Raw genomic sequence first — 1,045 nt, forward strand, 5'->3', positions numbered from 1 at the left:
AGGAGGTTATGAGAAATGAGTTTTGAAACAGCGACAAGACAAAATATTCGTAAAGTAGCACAACTTGGATTTTTAAGCGGTCAACGTGTATCGAAGGATTTACCTCGTACCGGATTACTCGCGAATCTATTTATTCGTGTAGAAGGTACTTTAACCGTGACAGGCTCCCCAACCTTAAAGGCGAACCAATACGGTCGCCCATTCGGTTTAATTGACCGCTTGAGCGTGAAAACGAATAACTCTACAAGCATTGTAGATGTTACCGGGCACGGCCTAGCATTACGGAACATGATGGATGATAATGCTTTCTTTGACGTCGTAGCGGCGAATATGGTAGAGGCCGAAACTTCAAACCCTACTTATCAATTCGGTTTTGCTACTGGAGCGAATCCGGTTGCGTTTACACTTAAGGTTCCGATCGTTGTCAATGACCGCGACCCTATTGGATTAATCCTTCTTCAAAACGGCGAGACCCTTGTTACCGTAAACGTGGATTGGGCAAACCCTAGCAACCTATTCACTCTAAACGGCGGCACGGTATCATTTGATAATGCCTATGCTCATGTAACCATGGAATACTTTGACGTTCCTGTGGCAAAAGGTGACTATCCGAATCTTGCTGTGGTTCACACTCTTTTAGAGGACGCGGTTTCGATTGATGGAGTAGGAACAACCGAGTACCAGGTACCAAGAGGAAATATCTATCAACGCCTATTCCACCGTATTTTATTAAATGACGCCCCGGCGGCGGCAACGGATATTGATCGTTTGAGACTGAAATACAATCAATCTCTAAATCCTTATGCGATCGACTCGAAAGATGTTCTCGCTATGCAACGCTACCGTTATAAGCGTGACCTATTAAAAGGCGCGTATGTATGGGACTTTGCTTACCAAGGACAAGCAGGATTCGGCGGACATCGTGACCTTGTGAACTCTGCCGGAATCACCGATTTTATCTCGGCGATTGATATCGCAACGGGTGCAACGCTTGGAACCAACAACAATAAAATCTTTACATTGAAAGAGCAATTAATGCCAATTC

At 44.7% G+C, this 1,045-nt stretch carries 1 protein-coding gene; it reads left to right on the forward strand.

Annotated features, from left to right (window positions below; all coding sequences use genetic code 11):
* Window positions 1–15 precede the first annotated feature (15 nt).
* Window positions 16–1,045: hypothetical protein (locus HF312_21720; protein MCU7522819.1), on the forward strand; the 1,030-nt coding region annotated here is incomplete at its 3' end.

It is taken from the genome of Ignavibacteria bacterium (genome assembly GCA_025612375.1).
Taxonomy (GTDB): Bacteria; Bacteroidota; Ignavibacteria; order Ignavibacteriales; family SURF-24; genus JAAXKN01.